Consider the following 14,137-nt stretch of genomic DNA (forward strand, 5'->3'; position numbering starts at 1 on the left):
GCGGTCTGCATGCCAACATAGGCCGCGTTGTTAACAGTTCGATGGAAAAATCATGCATTTCCCCCTCATTCTTGTCTCTCCCGCCCGGCCAGAAAATATCGGTGCGGCAGCCCGTGCGATGAAAACCATGGGATTTAGCGAGTTGCGTATTGTCGCCAGTGACGCCTGGCAGGACCCGGCAGCCAGGCGTGTGGCGCATGGCGCGGGCGAGATCCTCGATAACGTAAAAACCTATGGCACGCTGAGCGAGGCGTTGCAGGACGTTGACTTCTCCGTCGCCACCACCGCCCGCAGTCGGGCGAAGTTTCGTTATTACGCCACGCCTGCCCAGGTGGAAACCATCCTGCAGGAGAAACGCCAGTGGCTGAACCGTATCGCGTTGGTTTTTGGTCGTGAAGACAGCGGGTTAACCAACGAGGAACTGGAGCAGGTCGATCTGCTGACCGGTATCCCGATGGCCAATGATTACCCCTCGCTGAATCTCGGTCAGGCGGTGATGGTGTACTGCTATCAACTTGCCGCGCTGAATCAGGTCGCGGCTCCTGCGGCAGAACGGGCGGACGCTCAGCAATTGCAGGCACTGCGCGTGCGTTTCCAGCAATTGCTGGTGCAGCTGGACGTCAGCGACGATGCCAAGATGGCCGACTGGATTGATCAACGTATCGGTTTGCTTGAGCAGCGCGACAGCGCCATGTTGCACCGCCTGCTGCATGATGTAGAAAAAAAACTTATAGATAATAACTCGGGTAAATCCTGAGTTTATAGTGACAGATCGGGACTTGCGGCTATTTGCTGAACGATCCTGATAGCATTTTCCGGGCAAAGCGTAGCACTGCGTAGTGGCGAAAAATCCAGCAAAGGACAAATTCGTTGACTTAACCGGCACTTTGCTTTAATTCTGGAAGGCAGACGGACAATCAAGACAGACAGAAAAAAATCTAAATGCGTACAATCAGCCTGAACACCACCATTATTATTACCACCACCATTACCACAGGTAACGGTGCGGGCTGACGCATACAGGAAAAACAAAAAAAGAAGCCCGCACCTAAACAGTGCGGGCTTTTTTTTTCGGCAAAAATTCAGGAGAGCTTCAACCATGCGAGTGCTGAAATTCGGCGGAACCTCAGTAGCCAATGCGGAACGTTTTCTCCGCGTGGCAGACATTCTGGAAAGCAATGCGCAACAGGGACAGGTCGCCACCGTACTCTCTGCGCCAGCGAAGATTACCAATCATCTGGTCGCGATGATTGAGAAAACGATTAGCGGGCAGGATGCGTTGCCGAATATCAGCGATGCCGAACGTATTTTTGCCGAGCTGTTACAGAGGCTGGCCGATACCCAGCCTGGTTTCGATTTCGACGGTTTAAAAACCCGTGTCGATCTCGAATTTGCCCAGTTGAAACAAGTGCTGCATGGCATCAGCTTGCTGGGGCAATGCCCGGATGCGGTGAATGCTGCCATCATCTGCCGTGGTGAGAAGTTATCGATCGCCATCATGGAAGCGCTGTTGCAGGCGCGTGGCCACAAGGTCACGGTGATCGACCCGGTGGAAAAACTGCTGGCAGTGGGACATTACCTGGAATCGACCGTCGATATCGCGGAATCGACCCGCCGTATCGCCGCCAGCCAGATCCCGGTGGATCATATGATCCTGATGGCCGGTTTCACTGCTGGTAATGAACGTGGTGAGCTGGTGGTGCTGGGCCGTAACGGTTCTGACTACTCAGCCGCCGTACTGGCGGCTTGCTTGCGCGCTGATTGCTGTGAAATCTGGACTGACGTGGACGGTGTTTACACCTGTGACCCGCGCCAGGTACCGGATGCGCGCTTGCTGAAATCCATGTCCTATCAGGAGGCGATGGAGCTGTCTTACTTCGGGGCTAAAGTTCTGCACCCTCGCACCATTGCCCCAATTGCCCAGTTCCAGATTCCCTGCCTGATCAAAAACACCGCCAATCCACAAGCGCCGGGCACCTTAATCGGTGGCGAAGGCGAGCATGATGAGAATCCGGTAAAAGGCATCACCAACCTCAACAACATGGCGATGTTCAACGTCTCCGGTCCGGGGATGAAAGGCATGGTGGGGATGGCCGCGCGCGTGTTTGCGGCGATGTCCCGTACCGGTATCTCGGTGGTGTTGATCACCCAATCTTCTTCTGAATACAGCATCAGCTTCTGCGTACCGCAGAACGAGCTGGCGCGTGCGCGTCGCGTACTGGAAGATGAATTCTATCTTGAGCTGAAAGATGGCCTGCTGGATCCGCTGGAAGTGGTTGAACAGCTGGCGATCATTTCCGTGGTTGGGGATGGCATGCGCACGTTGCGCGGCATCTCTGCCAAGTTCTTCTCCGCACTGGCGCGCGCCAATATCAACATCGTGGCGATTGCGCAGGGGTCGTCTGAGCGTTCTATCTCGGCGGTGGTCAGTAACGATGAAGTCACCACCGGGGTGCGTGTCGTTCACCAGATGCTGTTCGCCACCGATCAGGTGATCGAAGTGTTCGTGGTGGGCGTAGGTGGTGTGGGCGCTGCACTGCTGGAGCAGCTGCATCGCCAGCAGGCATGGCTGAAGCAGAAGCATATTGATCTGCGCGTTTGCGGCATCGCTAACTCACGCGCCTTACTGACCAACGTGCACGGTATCGATCTCAGCAACTGGGAGTCGGCGCTGGCGGAAGCCAAAGAGCCGTTCAACCTCGGCCGTCTGATTCGCCTGGTGAAGGAGTATCATCTGCTGAACCCGGTGATTGTCGATTGTACTTCGAGCCAGGCGGTGGCCGATCAATACGCCGATTTCCTTGCCGACGGCTTCCACGTGGTGACGCCAAATAAAAAGGCCAACACCTCGTCGTGGAATTATTATCAGCAGATGCGTGCCGCCGCAGAGAAATCACGCCGCAAGTTCCTGTATGACACCAACGTGGGTGCCGGTCTGCCGGTGATCGAAAACCTGCAAAACCTGCTGAATGCCGGTGATGAGCTGATCAAATTCTCCGGTATTCTCTCTGGCTCGCTGTCATTTATTTTCGGCAAGCTGGATGAGGGTGTCTCATTGTCTGCAGCGACCAATATGGCACGTGAACTCGGCTTTACGGAGCCGGACCCGCGTGATGATCTCTCCGGCACCGATGTGGCGCGCAAGCTGCTGATTCTGGCGCGTGAAGCGGGGCATCAGCTGGAGCTGAGCGATATCGAGATCGAGCCGCTGCTGCCCGCCAGCCTGACGGAAATTGCCGACGTTGAGCAATTTATGCAGCGTTTACCGGAACTGGATAACGCCTTTGCGGCGCGCGTTGCCAAAGCTCGCGATGAAGGTAAAGTGTTACGCTTCGTGGGTGCCATCGAAGAGGGTGGAGCCTGCAAGGTGAAAATTGATGCAGTGGACAGCAATGATCCGCTGTTTAAAGTTAAAAATGGCGAAAACGCGCTGGCGTTCTACAGCCGTTATTATCAGCCGATCCCGCTGGTTCTGCGCGGATACGGTGCCGGGAATGATGTGACAGCCGCTGGCGTATTTGCCGATCTGCTGCGCACTCTGTCGTGGAAGTTGGGAGTTTGATGATGGTAAAAATTTATGCACCGGCCTCGATAGGTAACGTCAGCGTCGGCTTTGATGTGCTGGGCGCGGCGGTTTCGCCGGTGGATGGCACCCTGCTGGGTGATTGTGTGTCGGTCGAGGCGGCCGACAGCTTTAGCCTGGTGAACGAAGGGCGCTTTGTCAGCAAACTGCCGACTGATCCACAGGAAAACATTGTTTACCAGTGCTGGCAGCGTTTTTGTGAAGCGATTGGCAAAGAAGTCCCGGTGGCGATGACGCTGGAAAAAAACATGCCAATCGGTTCAGGTCTTGGCTCCAGCGCCTGTTCCGTGGTGGCGGGCCTGATGGCGATGAACGAATTCTGCGGCAAACCGCTGAACGATACCGAGCTGCTGGCGCTGATGGGCGAGCTGGAAGGGCGCATTTCCGGCAGCGTGCATTACGACAACGTCGCGCCTTGTTTCCTCGGCGGCGTGCAGCTGATGATTGAAGAAGATGGCATCATCAGCCAGTCTGTACCGTCGTTTGATGAATGGCTGTGGGTGATGGCCTATCCAGGCATCAAAGTCTCCACCGCCGAGGCGCGTGCCATTCTGCCCGCTCAATATCGCAAGCAGGACATCATCAAGCATGGCCGTCTGCTCGGTGGTTTTATCCACGCCTGTCACACCGGTCAGCCCGCGCTTGCGGCTAAACTGATGCAGGATGTGGTGGCCGAGCCGTATCGCACCAAACTGCTGCCGGGCTTTGCCGAAGCGCGTAAAGCGGCTGCCGATATCGGTGCCCTGGCTTGCGGTATTTCGGGGTCCGGCCCGACGCTTTTCGCCGTTTGCAACGAGATGGCAACGGCACAGCGGATGGCAGACTGGCTGAGCCAGCACTATCTGCAGAATGAAGAAGGTTTCGTCCACATCTGCCGTCTTGATACGGCTGGCGCACGTAAATTGGGATAACGCATGAAACTCTATAACCTTAAGGATCATAACGAGCAGGTGAGCTTCGCTCAGGCAGTGAAGCAGGGCCTCGGCTCGCAGCAGGGGCTGTTTTTCCCGCTCGAACTGCCGGAATTTGAACTGACCGATATCGACGCGATGCTGGAGATGGATTTTGTCTCCCGCAGCAGCAAAATCCTCTCGGCTTTTATCGGTGATGAAATTGCCGCCCATCAGCTGGCTGAGCGTGTCAAAGCTGCGTTTGCCTTCCCGGCACCGGTGGCAAAAGTCAGTGACGATGTGGCCTGTCTGGAACTGTTCCACGGCCCGACGCTGGCGTTTAAAGATTTCGGCGGCCGCTTTATGGCGCAGATGCTTTCCTACGTGAGTGGTGCTGATGAGAAGATCACCATTCTGACTGCCACTTCAGGCGACACCGGTGCTGCGGTCGCGCATGCGTTTTACGGCATGGAAAACGTGCGGGTCGTGATCCTCTATCCGCAGGGCAAAATCAGCCCGTTGCAGGAAAAACTGTTCTGCACCCTGGGTGGCAACATCGAAACCATCGCCATTGATGGTGACTTCGACGCCTGCCAGGCACTGGTGAAGCAGGCGTTTGATGATGAAGAGCTGAAAAAGGCGATTGGCCTGAACTCGGCTAACTCCATCAACATCAGCCGTCTGCTGGCGCAGATTTGCTACTACTTCGAAGCGGTAGCCCAGCTGCCACAGGAGAAACGCAATCAGCTGGTGGTGTCGGTGCCGAGCGGCAACTTTGGCGACCTGACAGCTGGCCTGCTGGCAAAATCACTCGGCCTGCCGATCAAACGCTTTATCGCAGCGACCAACGCCAACGATACGGTGCCGCGCTTCCTCGCCAATGGTGAATGGACGCCGCATGCTACGGTAGCGACATTGTCCAATGCGATGGATGTGAGTCAGCCAAACAACTGGCCACGCGTGGAAGAGTTATTCCGCCGCAAAACCTGGCGTCTGGGCGATCTGGCCTATGGCGCGGTGAGTGACGAGACCACCAAAGCGACGATGCGTGAACTGGCGGCCATCGGTTATCTCTCTGAACCGCATGCGGCGATTGCTTATCGTTTGCTGCGCGATCAGTTACAGGAAGGCGAGTACGGCCTGTTCCTCGGCACTGCGCATCCGGCGAAGTTTAAGGAGAGCGTGGAAGCGATTCTGGAACAGACGCTGCCGCTGCCGGAAGCCCTGGCTGAGCGTGCTGATTTGCCGCTGTTGTCGCATGAGATGGCAGCAGATTTCGCTCCGTTGCGTGCGTTCTTACTGAAAAAATAATTGCTTTACCAGGTCGGGATAAATCCCGTCATTACGTAACGTGCGGTTATTAACCAGGTCGGGATAAATCCCGACCCTACATTGTAGGGTGCGCATTGATGCGCACCTGGATTATTTTTGTTCGTGACGCTTAAACACCAGCTCGTTTTCGCTGCTCTCTGCCGCCGCAAAGAAATACCCATCCACGTCGAATTTCTTCAGTTGCTCCGGCTTGCTCAGGCGATGCTGGATGACATAACGACTCATCAGGCCCCGCGCTTTCTTGGCGTAGAAACTGATTACCTTAAATTTGCCGTTCTTCTCATCGAGGAATACCGGTTTGATCAGGCGTCCGGCCAGTTTCTTCGGTTTGATGGCTTTGAAATATTCGTCTGACGCGAGGTTAATCAGCACATCATCACCTTGCTCCGCCAGCGCCGCATTCAGCTTCTCAGTCAGCAAATCTCCCCAGAAGCCATACAAGTCTTTGGCGGCGGGGTTAGCCAGTTTGATCCCCATCTCCAGCCGGTACGGCTGCATCAGATCGAGTGGGCGCAGCAAACCATACAACCCTGACAGCATGCGCAGATGCTGTTGAGCGAAGGTAAAATCTTTATCGCTAAAGGTCTCCGCCTGCAAACCGGTATAGACATCCCCTTTGAATGCCAGAATCGCCTGACGCGCATTCTCCAGCGTGAAAGGCGGCTGCCAGCTGTTAAAACGGTCAGCATTGAGATGCGCCAGTTTGTCGCTGATGCCCATCAGTGAAGCGATTTGTGCGGGTGACAGGTCACGGGCGACATCAATCAGCAGTTGTGACTTTTCTAACAGCGCCGGTTGAGTGAATTGTTGTGTCGCAAGCGGGCTTTCAAAATCCAGCGTCTTCGCTGGCGAGATGACCATCAGCATCGGTACGTCCTCGGTGACCCCCAATTTTATCAGGGTATTAACAGGAAATTTGTCCGGCGAGTGTAGCAAAAAAGCGCGACGGATCGGCAAATCGTTCCCATCGGTCTCCCCAGGCTGAAAGGGCACGCCGCGACCTTGCACCGTGGTTACCGCGTGATATTATCGCAACAGCCTTTTTACACCCTGACAGTCAACCTAAGAGAAAAGAGAACCATGACGGACAAACTTACTTCCTTGCGTCAGCTGACTACTGTGGTAGCCGACACCGGTGATATCGCGGCGATGAAACTTTATCAACCGCAGGATGCAACCACCAACCCTTCTTTAATCCTCAATGCCGCTCAAATCCCTGAATACCGTAAACTGATTGACGAAGCCATTAGCTGGGCGCGTCAGCAGAGCAGCAACAAAGAAGAACAATTGCAGCTGGTTTCTGACAAGCTGGCCGTCAACATTGGTCTGGAAATTCTCAAACTGATCCCGGGTCGTATTTCGACTGAAGTGGATGCGCGCCTGTCATACGACACCGAAGCGAGCATCGCTAAAGCCCGTAGTCTGATCAAACTGTATAACGATGCCGGCATCAGCAACGATCGCATCCTGATCAAACTGGCTTCTACCTGGCAGGGCATCCGCGCCGCGGAGCAGCTGGAGAAAGAAGGCATCAACTGTAACCTGACCCTGCTGTTCTCCTTCGCTCAGGCGCGTGCCTGTGCTGAAGCGGGCGTGTTCCTGATCTCTCCGTTCGTGGGCCGTATTCTTGACTGGTACAAAGCCAACACTGACAAGAAAGAGTACGCTGCACACGAAGATCCGGGCGTGGTTTCTGTTTCTGAGATCTACGATTACTACAAACAGCACGGTTACGAAACCGTGGTGATGGGCGCGAGCTTCCGTAACGTCGGCGAAATCATCGAGCTGGCCGGTTGTGACCGTCTGACAATCTCCCCGAACCTGCTGAAAGAGCTGGCTGAAAGCGAAGGCGCGGTTGAGCGCAAACTGAGCTACAGCGGTGAAGTGAAAGCGCGTCCGGCAAAAATGACCGAATCCGAGTTCCTGTGGCAGCACAACCAGGATCCGATGGCGGTGACCAAACTGGCTGAAGGCATCCGTAACTTTGCCATCGACCAGGGCAAACTTGAGAAGATGATTGCCGAACTGCTGTAATCCATCAAACCGTGGCGGCACCGTTCGCCACGGTTTTAAACTTTATTCTCCCTTTCGCTTTGTATTATCCTTCTTAAATCCCCCTTTATCTCCATACCGCATGCGGTAAACCACAGCGATAACTCTATGGATACTTTACGTATTGGATTAATTTCCGTTTCCGATCGTGCTGCGAACGGCATTTATCAGGATCAGGGCATTCCGGCGCTTGAGAGCTGGCTCGGCAGCGCGCTGACCACGCCGTTTGAAATTGAAACCCGGCTGGTGCCGGATGAGCAGCCAATGATCGAGCAGGCGATTTGTGAACTGGTTGATGAGCTTTTTTGCCATCTGGTGTTGACCACCGGCGGCACCGGGCCAGCTCGCCGTGATGTGACACCGGATGCCACCCTGGCCGTAGCCGACCGCGAGATGCCGGGTTTTGGCGAGCAAATGCGTCAAATCAGCCTGCAATTTGTGCCGACGGCGATCCTGTCGCGTCAGGTGGGGGTGATCCGTAAACAATCGCTGATCCTCAACTTGCCCGGCCAGCCGAAATCGATCAAAGAAACGCTGGAAGGACTGAAGGGCGAGGATGGGGCGGTGAAAGTGCCGGGGATCTTTGCGGCTGTACCGTATTGTTTACAACTTCTGGAAGGGCCGTATGTCGAAACAGACCCGCAGGTGGTAGCAGCATTTCGGCCAAAAAGCGCGAGGCGGGAAACAAACGTCTGAAAATTGCTATTTTCAGGCATAAAATTCAGTCTTACTGGTGTGGCAAAAAATTGACGGTATAGTAAGTATAACTTTACAACTAGACTCATTTTGCCTCTGGATACCGGTACGTTATGGATTCGCACTCAACGCGTCGCCTCAATCGACAGGATTACAAAACCCTGGCGCTGGCTGCCCTTGGCGGGGCACTGGAATTTTACGACTTCATCATCTTTGTGTTTTTCGCTGCGGTCATCGGTGAACTCTTCTTCCCGGCCGATATACCGGAGTGGCTGCGTCAGGTGCAGACCTTCGCCATCTTTGCGGCGGGTTATCTGGCGCGACCGCTTGGCGGCATCATCATGGCGCACTTTGGTGACAAGGTTGGCCGTAAAAAAATGTTCAGCCTGAGTATCCTGCTGATGGCCTTACCGACACTGGCGATGGGCGCGTTGCCGACCTACGCCAGCATCGGGATTGCGGCTCCGTTATTGATGCTGCTGCTGCGTGTCTTGCAGGGGGCCGCCATTGGTGGCGAAGTGCCTGGCGCATGGGTGTTTGTGGCTGAGCACGTACCCGAAAAACGCGTCGGTTTTGCCTGCGGCACCTTAACGGCGGGCTTAACTGCCGGAATTCTGCTCGGTTCGCTGGTGGCAACCATTATCAATACCGGGCTGACCCCGGCGGCGATTGCCGATCACGGCTGGCGTATTCCGTTCTTCCTCGGCGGGGTGTTTGGTCTGCTGGCGATGTATCTGCGTCGCTGGTTACATGAAACACCGGTGTTTCAGCAGATGCAGCAGCGTAAAGCGCTGGCCGATACACTGCCGCTGCAAACCATCCTGGCACATCACAAACGTAGCATCGTGATTTCCATGCTGCTGACCTGGCTGCTCTCCGCCTGCATTGTGGTGGTGATTCTGATGGCGCCAACCCTGATGCAAAAACAGCACGCAATTCCGGCTGCGCTCAGTTTGCAGGCCAACAGTTTTGCCACGGTGATGCTGCTGTTTGGCTGTGTCATTGCGGGCTGGGTGGTCGATCGCTTCGGTGCGGCGCGCACGCTGGTGGTGGGATCATTGTTGCTGGCTATCGCGAGCTGGAATTTCTTCCATCAGCTCGACGGAACACCTGATATGTTGTTTGTCTGGTATGGCCTGGCGGGACTGTGCGTCGGTGTTGTGGGGGTCGTGCCGTTTGTGATGGTACGCGCTTTCCCGGCAGCGGTGCGCTTCACCGGTATCTCCTTCTCCTATAACGTTGCCTACGCCATCTTTGGTGGACTGACTCCAATCAGCGTGACGCTGATGATGCGTCTGACGCCGATGGCCCCCGCCTGGTATGTACTGGCGATGGCGGGTATTGGCTTCGTGGTCGGTATCTGGCTGTTGCGCGATAACCGGCAGGAAAGCGTGCAGCTTGAGGGCCCCATCCACACGTCATAACTAATCACGCGGAGCCAGCAGGCTCCGCGTGGCTATCAGCGGGTGGCACCAATCGGCAGGATGGTCCGTCCCCATTGTTCATTCAGCACTTCGCCCATCGCCAGATAAATAGCGCTGGCACCGCACACCAGGCCGATCCAACCTCCGATGCGCACCAGCAGGGTGTTATCGATCAAATGCCCAATCGCCAGCATAGCAAACAGCACCGTCAGGCTGGCAAAAACAAATTGCAGCATCAATGGACCGGTCAGGGTACCGAAGAACAAAAACAGCGTGAATACGCCCCATAACCCGAGATAAGCCCCGAGGAAATGGCTATCGGCGGCTTCCGCCAGACCCATTTTGGGTAGCAGCAAAATGGCCACCAGTGTCAGCCAGAAGCTGCCGTAGGAGGCAAACGCTGTCAGACCAAAAGTATTGCCTTTTTTAAACTCCAGCAGGCCAGCAAAGATTTGCGCCAGGCCGCCATAAAAGATGCCCATCGCTAGAATGATGGTGTCCATCGCGAAAAGTCCGGTGTTGTGCAGGTTGAGCAGAATGGTGGTCATACCGAACCCCATTAAGCCCAGCGGCGCAGGATTCGCCAGAGAGATGTTGCGCATAGTTCCTCAGAGGTAATGTTGTGTAGACCCCTCGTTGTGGGGGCGCTGCATAATAATCAGCCACCACAAGGGCATCTTTGATCTGAAAGGGGGGAGATAATTAAAATTTTTTTAGTTTTAACCCTTGATGCGCTTCGAAGCGGCCCCATCTAGTTGTCATCGAGTGTTGTGGAGCAGGAAAAAAAGCCTGCTCAGGCAGTTGAAAGCGGCAAGATTTGTCCGCATCTCTGCTTCACAACCCAATTTGGCACAGAATTTAAGTGGGAGACGTTTAGATGGGTAAGATTATTGGTATTGACCTGGGTACAACCAACTCTTGTGTTGCGATTATGGACGGCACTAAAGCACGCGTGCTGGAAAATGCCGAAGGCGATCGTACCACGCCTTCAATTATTGCTTATACACAGGATGGCGAAACTCTGGTCGGTCAACCGGCTAAACGTCAGGCGGTGACTAACCCGCAGAACACTCTGTTCGCGATTAAGCGCCTGATTGGCCGTCGTTTTCAGGACGAAGAAGTGCAGCGTGATATCAAAATCATGCCGTACAAAATCACCGCAGCAGATAACGGTGATGCCTGGCTGGAAGTGAAAGGCCAGAAAATGGCTCCGCCGCAGATCTCTGCGGAAGTGCTGAAAAAAATGAAGAAAACCGCGGAAGATTTCCTCGGTGAGCCAGTGACTGAAGCGGTTATCACCGTTCCGGCTTACTTCAACGATGCGCAGCGTCAGGCAACCAAAGATGCCGGCCGTATCGCAGGCCTGGAAGTCAAACGTATCATTAACGAACCGACTGCTGCGGCGCTGGCTTACGGCCTCGACAAAGGTCAGGGCAATCGCACCATCGCGGTATATGACCTGGGCGGCGGTACGTTCGATATCTCCATCATCGAAATCGACGAAGTTGATGGCGAAAAAACCTTTGAAGTTCTGGCAACCAACGGTGATACCCACCTCGGTGGTGAAGACTTCGACAGCCGTCTGATCAACTATCTGGTCGCTGAGTTCAAGAAAGATCAGGGCATCGATCTGCATAACGATCCGCTGGCGATGCAGCGTCTGAAAGAAGCCGCAGAGAAAGCGAAAATTGAACTGTCTTCTGCCCAGCAGACTGACGTGAACCTGCCGTACATCACCGCTGATGCGACCGGTCCTAAGCACCTGAACATCAAAGTGACCCGTGCGAAACTGGAATCACTGGTAGAAGACCTGGTTGCGCGTTCGATTGAGCCGCTGAAAGTGGCACTGCAGGATGCGGGCCTGTCTGTTTCTGACATCAACGATGTGATCCTGGTGGGTGGTCAGACGCGTATGCCGCTGGTGCAGGCCAAAGTGACTGAATTCTTTGGTAAAGAACCGCGTAAAGACGTGAACCCGGACGAAGCGGTTGCTGTTGGTGCTGCCGTACAGGGCGGCGTGCTGGGCGGCGACGTGAAAGACGTGCTGCTGCTGGACGTAACCCCGCTGTCACTGGGTATTGAAACCATGGGTAGCGTGATGACTTCGCTGATCAGCAAGAACACCACCATCCCGACCAAACACAGCCAGGTGTTCTCGACTGCTGAAGATAACCAGTCTGCCGTGACCATTCACGTGCTGCAGGGTGAACGTAAACGCGCCAGCGACAACAAATCACTGGGCCAGTTTAACCTCGACGGTATCCAGTCTGCACCGCGCGGTATGCCGCAGATTGAAGTCACCTTCGACATCGATGCGGATGGTATCCTGCACGTGTCAGCGAAAGACAAAAACAGCGGTAAAGAGCAGAAGATCACCATTAAAGCCTCTTCTGGCCTGAACGAAGAAGAGATCGAAAAAATGGTACGCGACGCGGAAGCGAATGCGGAATCTGACCGTAAATTCGAAGAGCTGGTGCAGACGCGTAACCAGGGCGACCAGATTGCGCACAGCACCCGTAAGCAGCTGGATGAAGCCGGTGACAAGCTGTCTGCCGATGACAAAGCACCGATCGAATCTGCGCTGAACGAACTGAACACCGCGCTGAAAGGCGAAGACAAAGCCGAAATCGAAGCGAAGATGCAGGCTCTGATGCAGGTTTCCAGCAAACTGATGGAAATGGCACAGCAGCAGGGTCAGGCTGGCGCGGCTGACGCAGGCGATGCTTCCGCGAAGAAAGATGACGACGTTGTCGACGCTGAATTCGAAGAAGTTAAAGATAAAAAATAATTGCCCCTGACCGGGCGCGACGGCTGGCCTGACAGCCGTTGAAACCAGCACGGGCGTAGGAGATCTCTCCACGCCCGTGCGATCATGTTAAGGGCAGAAGATGGCGAAGAGTGATTTTTACGAGATCTTAGGCGTCTCTAAATCGGCAGATGAGCGCGAAATCAAAAAGGCGTATAAGCGCCTGGCGATGAAGTATCACCCGGACCGTAACCCGGACGATAAAGAAGCCGAAGCGAAATTCAAAGAAGTTAAAGAAGCCTACGAAATTCTGACCGACGCGCAGAAGCGTGCGGCCTACGACCAGTACGGTCATGCGGCGTTTGAACAAGGCGGCATGGGCGGTGGTGGATTTGGCGGCGGCGGCTTCGGCGGCGGTGGTGCTGATTTCAGCGATATCTTTGGCGACGTATTTGGCGATATTTTTGGTGGTGGCCGCCGTCAGCGCGCTGCCCGTGGCGCTGATTTACGCTACAACATGGACCTGACGCTGGAAGAAGCGGTGCGCGGCGTGACCAAAGAGATCCGCATTCCAACCCTGGAAGAGTGTGATGTCTGCCACGGCAGCGGCGCGAAAGCCGGAACGCAACCGCAAACCTGTCCGACCTGTCATGGTGCTGGTCAGGTGCAGATGCGTCAGGGCTTCTTTACCGTGCAGCAGGCGTGTCCGACCTGCCATGGCCGCGGCTCGGTGATCAAAGATCCGTGCAACGCCTGTCATGGTCACGGTCGCGTTGAGCGCTCAAAAACCCTGTCGGTGAAAATCCCCGCGGGTGTTGATACCGGTGACCGTATCCGCCTGAGCGGAGAAGGGGAAGCGGGTGAACATGGCGCGCCAGCTGGCGATCTTTATGTTCAGGTTTCGGTGAAAAAACACCCGATCTTCGAACGTGAAGATAACAACCTGTACTGTGAAGTGCCGATCAACTTCGCGATGGCAGCCCTGGGCGGCGAGATTGAAGTGCCGACTCTGGATGGCCGTGTGAAGCTGAAAGTGCCGTCAGAAACGCAGACCGGCAAACTGTTCCGTATGCGTGGTAAAGGCGTGAAATCAGTACGAGGTGGTGCGGTGGGTGATCTGCTGTGCCGCGTGGTGGTGGAAACTCCGGTCAGCCTGAATGACAAACAGAAAGCGCTGTTGCGCGAACTGGAAGAGAGTTTTGGCGGCCCGACCGGTGAGAAAAACAGCCCGCGTTCCAAGAGCTTCTTTGACGGCGTGAAGAAGTTTTTTGACGACTTAACCCGCTAAGTTTTTCTGCGTTATCCCTGAAGCCAGCGCTGAGTCGCTGGCTTTTTTATTGCCTGTTTTCCCGCAATCATTCGGTTTTTTCGAACCTGGCCTAATAAATAATCTGTTTTTTTCGAGTTAATATTG

Annotated in this window: 12 protein-coding genes and 1 other annotated feature; of the genes, 10 read left to right on the forward strand and 2 right to left on the reverse strand. The window is 54.9% G+C overall.

Annotated features, from left to right (window positions below; genetic code table 11):
• Window positions 1-52 precede the first annotated feature (52 nt).
• The 5 genes from CUN67_RS03015 to thrC all read left to right on the forward strand — a co-directional run bounded on the left by CUN67_RS03015 (window position 53) and on the right by thrC (window position 5,784).
• Window positions 53-757 (forward strand): tRNA/rRNA methyltransferase, encoded by a 705-nt coding sequence (locus CUN67_RS03015; RefSeq protein ID WP_208713950.1) that lies wholly within the window; start codon window positions 53-55, stop codon window positions 755-757.
• A gap of 185 nt (window positions 758-942) precedes the next feature.
• Complete coding sequence (gene thrL / locus CUN67_RS03020) at window positions 943-1,014, forward strand: thr operon leader peptide (protein ID WP_084878310.1); 72 nt, start codon at window positions 943-945, stop codon at window positions 1,012-1,014.
• Window positions 950-1,072, forward strand: a sequence feature (Thr leader region). (Overlaps the previous gene by 65 nt.)
• A gap of 27 nt (window positions 1,073-1,099) precedes the next feature.
• Entirely contained in the window at window positions 1,100-3,562 is a 2,463-nt protein-coding gene (gene thrA, locus CUN67_RS03025; protein WP_208713951.1) for a bifunctional aspartate kinase/homoserine dehydrogenase I, read from the forward strand.
• Between the two features lie 2 nt (window positions 3,563-3,564).
• Window positions 3,565-4,494, forward strand: coding sequence for a homoserine kinase (gene thrB / locus CUN67_RS03030; RefSeq protein WP_208717054.1), 930 nt, complete (start codon window positions 3,565-3,567; stop codon window positions 4,492-4,494).
• Between the two features lie 3 nt (window positions 4,495-4,497).
• On the forward strand, window positions 4,498-5,784 hold the full coding sequence (gene thrC / locus CUN67_RS03035) for a threonine synthase (RefSeq protein WP_208713952.1): 1,287 nt from the start codon (window positions 4,498-4,500) through the stop codon (window positions 5,782-5,784).
• Window positions 5,785-5,895: 111 nt separating this feature from the next.
• Here thrC and yaaA read toward each other — a convergent pair whose 3' ends face one another.
• Window positions 5,896-6,672: a peroxide stress protein YaaA gene (yaaA, locus tag CUN67_RS03040; protein WP_208713953.1), complete on the reverse strand. Its 777-nt coding sequence runs from the start codon at window positions 6,670-6,672 to the stop codon at window positions 5,896-5,898.
• Window positions 6,673-6,885: 213 nt separating this feature from the next.
• On the opposite strand from yaaA, the gene tal reads away from it, so the two are divergent.
• The 3 genes from tal to CUN67_RS03055 all read left to right on the forward strand — a co-directional run bounded on the left by tal (window position 6,886) and on the right by CUN67_RS03055 (window position 9,977).
• On the forward strand, window positions 6,886-7,839 hold the full coding sequence (gene tal, locus CUN67_RS03045; protein WP_084872543.1) for a transaldolase: 954 nt from the start codon (window positions 6,886-6,888) through the stop codon (window positions 7,837-7,839).
• Window positions 7,840-7,965: 126 nt separating this feature from the next.
• Window positions 7,966-8,553, forward strand: coding sequence for a molybdopterin adenylyltransferase (mog, locus tag CUN67_RS03050; protein ID WP_208713954.1), 588 nt, complete (start codon window positions 7,966-7,968; stop codon window positions 8,551-8,553).
• Between the two features lie 113 nt (window positions 8,554-8,666).
• Complete coding sequence (locus tag CUN67_RS03055; protein ID WP_208713955.1) at window positions 8,667-9,977, forward strand: MFS transporter; 1,311 nt, start codon at window positions 8,667-8,669, stop codon at window positions 9,975-9,977.
• Window positions 9,978-10,012: 35 nt separating this feature from the next.
• Here the strand turns inward: CUN67_RS03055 and satP are convergent, their stop codons facing one another.
• A complete protein-coding gene (gene satP, locus CUN67_RS03060) occupies window positions 10,013-10,579 on the reverse strand; it encodes an acetate uptake transporter (RefSeq protein ID WP_208713956.1) in 567 nt (188 codons plus the stop codon).
• Between the two features lie 275 nt (window positions 10,580-10,854).
• Between satP and dnaK the strand changes: the two genes are divergently transcribed.
• Window positions 10,855-12,765 (forward strand): molecular chaperone DnaK, encoded by a 1,911-nt coding sequence (gene dnaK, locus CUN67_RS03065; RefSeq protein ID WP_208713957.1) that lies wholly within the window; start codon window positions 10,855-10,857, stop codon window positions 12,763-12,765.
• A 100-nt stretch (window positions 12,766-12,865) separates the two neighbouring features.
• A complete protein-coding gene (gene dnaJ, locus CUN67_RS03070) occupies window positions 12,866-14,011 on the forward strand; it encodes a molecular chaperone DnaJ (RefSeq protein ID WP_208713958.1) in 1,146 nt (381 codons plus the stop codon).
• Window positions 14,012-14,137 lie beyond the last annotated feature (126 nt).

It is taken from the genome of Pantoea cypripedii (genome assembly GCF_011395035.1).
Taxonomy (GTDB): Bacteria; Pseudomonadota; Gammaproteobacteria; order Enterobacterales; family Enterobacteriaceae; genus Pantoea; species Pantoea cypripedii_A.

Excerpts from the sequence above, each read along its gene's own strand:
- CUN67_RS03015 (WP_208713950.1), top strand. The coding sequence starts at position 53 with ATGCATTTCCCCCTCATTCTTGTCTCTCCCGCCCGGCCAGAAAATATC.
- thrA (WP_208713951.1), top strand. The coding sequence starts at position 1,100 with ATGCGAGTGCTGAAATTCGGCGGAACCTCAGTAGCCAATGCGGAACGT.
- thrB (WP_208717054.1), top strand. The coding sequence starts at position 3,565 with ATGGTAAAAATTTATGCACCGGCCTCGATAGGTAACGTCAGCGTCGGC.
- thrC (WP_208713952.1), top strand. The coding sequence starts at position 4,498 with ATGAAACTCTATAACCTTAAGGATCATAACGAGCAGGTGAGCTTCGCT.
- yaaA (WP_208713953.1), bottom strand. The coding sequence starts at position 6,672 with ATGCTGATGGTCATCTCGCCAGCGAAGACGCTGGATTTTGAAAGCCCG.
- tal (WP_084872543.1), top strand. The coding sequence starts at position 6,886 with ATGACGGACAAACTTACTTCCTTGCGTCAGCTGACTACTGTGGTAGCC.
- mog (WP_208713954.1), top strand. The coding sequence starts at position 7,966 with ATGGATACTTTACGTATTGGATTAATTTCCGTTTCCGATCGTGCTGCG.
- CUN67_RS03055 (WP_208713955.1), top strand. The coding sequence starts at position 8,667 with ATGGATTCGCACTCAACGCGTCGCCTCAATCGACAGGATTACAAAACC.
- satP (WP_208713956.1), bottom strand. The coding sequence starts at position 10,579 with ATGCGCAACATCTCTCTGGCGAATCCTGCGCCGCTGGGCTTAATGGGG.
- dnaK (WP_208713957.1), top strand. The coding sequence starts at position 10,855 with ATGGGTAAGATTATTGGTATTGACCTGGGTACAACCAACTCTTGTGTT.
- dnaJ (WP_208713958.1), top strand. The coding sequence starts at position 12,866 with ATGGCGAAGAGTGATTTTTACGAGATCTTAGGCGTCTCTAAATCGGCA.